Here is a 6,126-nt window from a genome sequence, read left to right as displayed (position 1 = left end):
TTTCCTTTTCCATGGCAGAGTCGCACCTCTGCCCTGCCCCAACTCAGGGCTAACGCCCTGATGAGGGGCTGTTTTTATTTAAGACTTTCTACAGAGCCCCAGCCACAACAATATTTATATATTGAGTTGGATGCGTGAAATGCATGGTGCAGAAAGTGATTTTCCAAAAGCCAGACGGGGCTGAACTCCAGAAAAATGGATTTGTAGGCGTTGATATGCACTACCACACTGAATATTCTGACAGCAAAACCAAGGTTTCCAGCCTGATTAAGCTGGCAAAAAAGCGCAAGCTGGGCGTGGCTGTGACCGACCATAATATTGTCACGGGTTCATTGAAAGTCATGGAGAAGGCGGAAATCTTTGCAGTGCCAGGCATTGAAGTGAACTGCAGGGAAGGCAGGGACCTCCAGGTTTATTTTTACTCCAAAACAGAGCTCATTGATTTCTATGAAAAGAGGATAAGGGACTACAAATATGCCAACCCGTATGGAAGGCTGAAAAAAACAATCATGCAGATACTGGATGACCTTGAGCATTATAATTGCATAGCATCAATGTCCCAGCCCTATGGCATTCTCTGGAAAGGGTGGGTAAGCTATCTCAACAGGAGTGATGATGCAAAGGATATAATTGGAAGGGTCGGCGCTGTTGAGGTCATCAATGGGGAGGACACGAGGATGAGGAACCTCAAGTCAGTCAAATTTGCCATGGATGTCCAAAAGCCCATAACCGGAGGCAGCGATGGCCATACCCTCAGTGAATTGGGGAGGGTTGTCACTTATACCCATGCCTCAGATGTTGATGATTTCCTGGACCATGTCAGGAAGAAAAACAATTTTGTGATGGGCGTTGAGGGCAGCAGGCTAAGGGGGATATTCAACCAATCAAGGGTATTATCGAAGCGCCTGAGGTACATGCCTTCAATTGCAAGGACAACATACCAGTTTTCTGTCAAGAACAGGATTGATGACCTGAAGCCCAGGATTAGGAAGAAATTTGCAGACACAATGGAAGGCATAAGGAACGGGTTTTCAGGAGTAAACTAATCGGAACTTTGTTCCTAACGAATAAGTGATTTGCTTATTAGGAAATAACCTTGCACTCATTTCAAAACATACAAAAATTAAGGTTATTTCCTATAGATTCATATTGCATCATTAACGCAATGCCCCTGTAGCCTAGCTATCCTTTTTCTAGAAAAAGGATAGGACCCAAAAAGTCGTTGCCGGCGGAATTTAAGATTCCTTGGCTCCGAGGCTTTGCTTCGCAAAGCAAAAGTAATTAAACGAGATTTATCAAACGATTTTTCATATTGCCCCCGTAGTCTAGTGGAAGAATACGAGGTTGCGGACCTTGAGGCCTGGGTTCGATTCCCAGCGGGGGCGTAGTACTTTTCGTATGACTCCCTAGCAAAGCTTTATATACTTTAAGCCCTTTTTACCCAATTATGCCAGTATTAAATTACGAAAAACAGGCAGAAAGGGCTGTTAGAAATTTCTTTCAGGATGAAAAAATCAGCCAAAAAAATAAGCAGATTGTTGAAAAAGAATTCTTGCCGGCATACCAAGATAGTGTTAGCTCAGCAAGAGTTCAAATCTTCATGGAGCATTTGAGAATCTTTCTTTCAGGTGGCGAAAACATAAAGCAGGAGATGCGTGATAAAAATCGCATGAAAGAGTTGTATAGGAAGCTAGCGTTAGACAAGCCAAGACATATCCCTACTTTGATTAATGTTTCAAAACGCTTCTGCAAAATAATTAATAAGGGAACTCTTCCCATATCCATAAAATTGGCAATAGAGGAAGTTAGGGGCAGGGTGCAGATAAAAGAGAACAAAAGGGATTTGGATACTGATGACATGATCAGCTGGGAAGATGGTTTGCAGATAATAAATGCCACAAACAGCATTCAGCTTAAGGCAATAATAGCCATGCAATTGGACACAGGCTTACGGCCTTCTGAATTCATTGACCTGAACTATGGCGATATTGGCATAAAGAATGACTTTTTGGTCATAAGGATTTTGTCAGGCAAGACAGGCAAGAGGGAACTTGCAGCATGGAGATGTGTTCCAATGGTGCTAAGATGGATTCAAACTCATCCTAGTAAAAAGCAAAATGACCCGCTATGGACACAAGAGTCTCAAAATTACGGAAAATTAAAGAAATACCAATATGCGGCAGTACTCAAAAGGGTAAAGGAAACGGCACGCAAGGCAGGCATTGATAAGCCAATGGATTTCTATTCCCTGAGGCATTCTAGCTGTTATCTTGATAAAAAGGATAATTTGCCAATAGACATTGCAGCCCAAAGGCACGGGCATTCTGTTAAATATTTCGCCGAGGTCTATGGAAGACTAAACATGGAAGACCAGATATCAAGAATCAAGAAGCATAATGGCTTTGCAGTTGAGGAAAAAGATAAGCCAAAACCAAATTTGCCATGCTCCCGCTGCGATTTTATCAACGACCCTCATGCGGAGATTTGCGAAAAATGCTCCGCGGCCCTTACTGTGAAAAAGGCAGTGGAAATCCAGCAGGCAAAGGAGGAGGAAATAAGCAGCCTCAGGAATGACATGCAAGGGCAGATTAACCAAATTCTTAAGCTAATTGACAACAGCGAAGAAACGAAGATAATACTTGATAAATCCTCTCAAGAAGGCTCTTAAGCATTTGATTTTCTAATAAAGGCCTTTTGGCTGTTATCCCAGACAAATTGCTCAAAATAAATCAGGTAATATGGATAGAGCGGATTGTCCTGGTATTCTTTATCAAGAACAGCTTTTATTCTTGGTTCCATAAGAAAGTAAAAGATAAGAAAAAATATAAGAAAAACTCGGAGATTAATTCTCCGAAAATTTTAGCATATTGTCCCGAGCCTGTACCCTGACATTCTCATAGGCTATACCCAGGACTTCCCTAAGCTGTGAGTCTAAGCTTGCCTGATGGCTTGCAGGAGCCATGTCCTTTGCCATTAATGCTAATGAGTAGGTCTGCAATAATCGCTTTATGTTGGCTTCTGTGCCAACTTCATGCGGGCTTTCAGCCACAAGTTTCATTAGTTCATTTGCCCTTGACCTCAAATCGACATATCTGTAAGTTTTACTAATCCTCCTATATTGTGTTTCTTGCATCATTTTAACCCCCCTTAAATGTGATAATAATATGATGGTCATCATTGTATTTAAATGGAACTGTAGACGATAAAGGTAACAAAAATGAGCACATTTCTTTATCCCTTTGGTATCAATATTAGCGTGAACATTGTTAAGCATGGAGACAGAGTACGAGCAGAATAGAGGGGAAAGAAGGAGCTTTTATTGTCCAAATTCTTTGTGGAAGAAATTGGTTGAGGAATGCAAAGGGAAATGTTCTGTCAGTGAGTTTGTAAAGGAAGCGATTATGGAAAAGCTGAAACAAAAAAGTGATAATAAAGATGAGACTTAATCAATTAATAATTTTCTTCGTCTTTTGTATTCATTCTCAAAGGTATCCTTTAGGTCGGTGTCGATAAAATTATTTAAAACCCAAATAAATACTACTGAAGACTCAAGCAAAATAAATAATGCTGTTTTATCGATGTGTTCCTTGCTGTGTATGTCAAGTTTATCATTCTTTGCCATCGAAACAAATGAAGGATGTGAAAACTTACAGACAAGTTCATAAAATTCACTATATTCGCTGCCATTATCAGACATGTCCTTGAAGGCCATATTTCGAATTAAAGTTGGCGAGAAATTTCTTAAAGCAAAGAAATTATCTTTAGTCACAAGATCCAAGATTTGTTGATAATCTTTGTCTTTAAGATAGCCTTCAAACTCTTTTTGTTTCTTTGGTATTTTTTCTTTTTCCTCAAAGGAAAGGTTATTCCAAGATAGCCATCTTCTGCTCTCGAAGGGGTACTGTTTCAAGTATAAAATAAATACACTTGTTTCAAAAATATTTCTTATCACCATCAAAGATTCAGCATATTTATAATTTCTATTCAGAATTATTACTGATTCTACCAATGATATAATCTTTTTATGTAATAATTCCACAACCTGATAAGAGTCATTCTTTTTAAAATCTGAACTTTTACTTGCATTGTCTATTATGTTTACATGTATTCTTTTCAATAAACCAATTGTTTCAATGATTTCCATTTCCATACCCCAACAATATTTAAACTGAATTAAATAGTTTATCTTTTGCCGGTACTAAATAAATTAAGATTATCGACATTATTGATGAATTTCCTTGCATCTTTTTCTAATCGTAACCTCAGTCACCCCAATCAAGTTCGCAACTTGCCTCTGAGTTATCTCTTCACCGCATTCTTTGGCAGCCAAATAAATAACGCCAGCAACAATTGATTTTGGATTCTTCCCTGAATATTCAGGAGATTCTTTCACTTTTTCCATTATTTCCATTGCCTTCGTAAGGCAAGCCTGGCTTAATGACAATTGAGAAACAAACCTCGGCAGGTAATCTAACGGGTCAGACAATCCAATTTTCAGTCCCAATTTCCGCTTCAAAATCCTGTGAGCCCGCAAAAGGCTTCTTTTGCTCACATTGCTTCCCTGGATTATTTCAAATGCTGTTTTTGGCAAATCGTTTTCAAGACATGCTTGATACAAAGCAGCAAGTCTTATACTCTCATTTCTCCTGCCAATGCACAAGTCCCTATTAACAGCTTCCTTGTATATGGCAAAAGCCTGTTCTCTAACATATCCTGGCAAGCTGAGCTTCCAAGCCAATTTATCCATTTCCATGCTTGAATTTCGTAAATTCTTCTCTCTACTTGATAAAAGCCACGAAGCTTTGACAATTTTACCGTCAACTGGTCTTGTTTCTATTTCAGACAATATATTCAATGGCAATGCTTCAGTTCCATAGTCATCAATCACCAAGCCACAACTCTTGCAGATAAGCTCATGATTTTCCGCTTTGAATTGACTATTCCCACAATCCTGGCAGCGTTCAATTGCTTCCATTTTCATCCCTCACAAAATACATGATAACCGGCAATGTTTTTTCTTTGAGTAGTTCCTTAATTCTTTTAGACAGGCTTTCTTTGCTCAGACATAATTCCATGACATAGCTTGCAGTTTTATTTGCCACAATGATGTCCCTGATTGGCTTCTTGAGGTCAATTCTTCGCCTTCCATCATTCCAGAATATCTTGCCTTTGACTGAAAGTATGCTTTGGTAGATGCTTATTTTTTCTGCTTGCACATTCATCCCCCTGAAATTTTGTCACTATTTAGTTATTATAATGTTTTTTTGGTTATTATAATTAATGTTATAATTATTATAATAATTTAAATAATTTAGAATGGTTTATATATGAAAATAAATAACGATTAGGGATAGTGATCTGCTAGAGTGGAAGATTTGTGATATAATGTATCAAATTAATGTACCTGCAGATTTACGCATTCTCCATTGCTGTTTTATCATCGAAGAATTCATACCATGATAGAATGCATATTGCTCCGAGCAGTATCCAGAAGAAAAATTCCTCAAACGGGAATCCTAACCCAAAGATAGTTATGAAACCAATGAATTGGTGTCCAGGATAATACCACTGATTTAATGCTAAAGCTGTGAGTTCGTAAATTATTGAAAAGAAGAAGAAATATACTGCTGTCTTTGCAAACTTAACCCACCTGTTGTGAAATTTTGACACTGCCATAGCAATTGGCGCGATAACAAAAAGCAAGCCCATTACCACAAAAAAATAAGGAATTCTTAAAAGGGATTGATTGAAATACAATAATGTAAAAAATAATACAAGCAATGCCAGACTTCCAACATAAAGATATTTTAGTTGAGGATAATACATCTTATCTTTGAATTTGTGGTCAATAAAGTACTCATAATAAGATATTACCAAATAAATATACAAAAACAGCCAAATAGGTTTTGCCCAGTCCAGTGGAGCCGAAAAATCCAAAAATCCTGCTAACGAAAATGTCTTTTTTATTCTGCTCAAAAGTTTCAAAGGAAAGTCTAATCTCCTCCTTCATCTTATCAGATAAAGGGGAAGTGTTCAATGCATCAAGGAATGCTTCTTTCATTTTATCTTCTTTTGATAATATATGGCCATTAATTGGCTGCTCCGTTAAAATTATTGTTTCCATGC

8 protein-coding genes and 1 tRNA gene are annotated in these 6,126 nt (G+C 38.0%); 3 read left to right on the top strand and 6 right to left on the bottom strand.

Annotated features, from left to right (window positions below; genetic code table 11):
- Nucleotides 1–143 precede the first annotated feature (143 nt).
- From J4227_07280 to J4227_07270, 3 genes are all read left to right on the top strand, one after another.
- On the top strand, nucleotides 144–1,046 hold the full coding sequence (locus J4227_07280) for a PHP domain-containing protein (protein ID MBS3110303.1): 903 nt from the start codon (nucleotides 144–146) through the stop codon (nucleotides 1,044–1,046).
- Between the two features lie 268 nt (nucleotides 1,047–1,314).
- A tRNA-Arg gene (locus J4227_07275) sits at nucleotides 1,315–1,385 on the top strand.
- A gap of 62 nt (nucleotides 1,386–1,447) precedes the next feature.
- Entirely contained in the window at nucleotides 1,448–2,668 is a 1,221-nt protein-coding gene (locus tag J4227_07270; protein ID MBS3110302.1) for a tyrosine-type recombinase/integrase, read from the top strand.
- Between the two features lie 174 nt (nucleotides 2,669–2,842).
- Here the strand turns inward: J4227_07270 and J4227_07265 are convergent, their stop codons facing one another.
- The 6 genes from J4227_07265 to J4227_07240 form a co-directional block, all read right to left on the bottom strand.
- On the bottom strand, nucleotides 2,843–3,136 hold the full coding sequence (locus J4227_07265; protein MBS3110301.1) for a hypothetical protein: 294 nt from the start codon (nucleotides 3,134–3,136) through the stop codon (nucleotides 2,843–2,845).
- A gap of 306 nt (nucleotides 3,137–3,442) precedes the next feature.
- The gene (locus tag J4227_07260) at nucleotides 3,443–4,150 is read right to left on the bottom strand and encodes a hypothetical protein (GenBank protein MBS3110300.1); all 708 of its coding nucleotides are present in this window, start codon (nucleotides 4,148–4,150) and stop codon (nucleotides 3,443–3,445) included.
- 72 nt (nucleotides 4,151–4,222) lie between these two features.
- Nucleotides 4,223–4,975 (bottom strand): hypothetical protein, encoded by a 753-nt coding sequence (locus tag J4227_07255; GenBank protein ID MBS3110299.1) that lies wholly within the window; start codon nucleotides 4,973–4,975, stop codon nucleotides 4,223–4,225.
- Nucleotides 4,962–5,222 (bottom strand): hypothetical protein, encoded by a 261-nt coding sequence (locus J4227_07250; GenBank protein ID MBS3110298.1) that lies wholly within the window; start codon nucleotides 5,220–5,222, stop codon nucleotides 4,962–4,964. The genes J4227_07255 and J4227_07250 overlap by 14 nt, the downstream gene beginning before the upstream one ends.
- 190 nt (nucleotides 5,223–5,412) lie before the next feature.
- On the bottom strand, nucleotides 5,413–5,676 hold the full coding sequence (locus tag J4227_07245) for a hypothetical protein (GenBank protein ID MBS3110297.1): 264 nt from the start codon (nucleotides 5,674–5,676) through the stop codon (nucleotides 5,413–5,415).
- A gap of 181 nt (nucleotides 5,677–5,857) precedes the next feature.
- The gene (locus tag J4227_07240) at nucleotides 5,858–6,124 is read right to left on the bottom strand and encodes a hypothetical protein (protein ID MBS3110296.1); all 267 of its coding nucleotides are present in this window, start codon (nucleotides 6,122–6,124) and stop codon (nucleotides 5,858–5,860) included.
- Nucleotides 6,125–6,126: the final 2 nt, after the last annotated feature.

Source organism: Candidatus Woesearchaeota archaeon, from assembly GCA_018303405.1.
Classification (GTDB): Archaea; Nanobdellota; Nanobdellia; order Woesearchaeales; family JABMPP01; genus JAGVYD01.
This window is presented reverse-complemented; position numbering and strand designations above follow the sequence as displayed.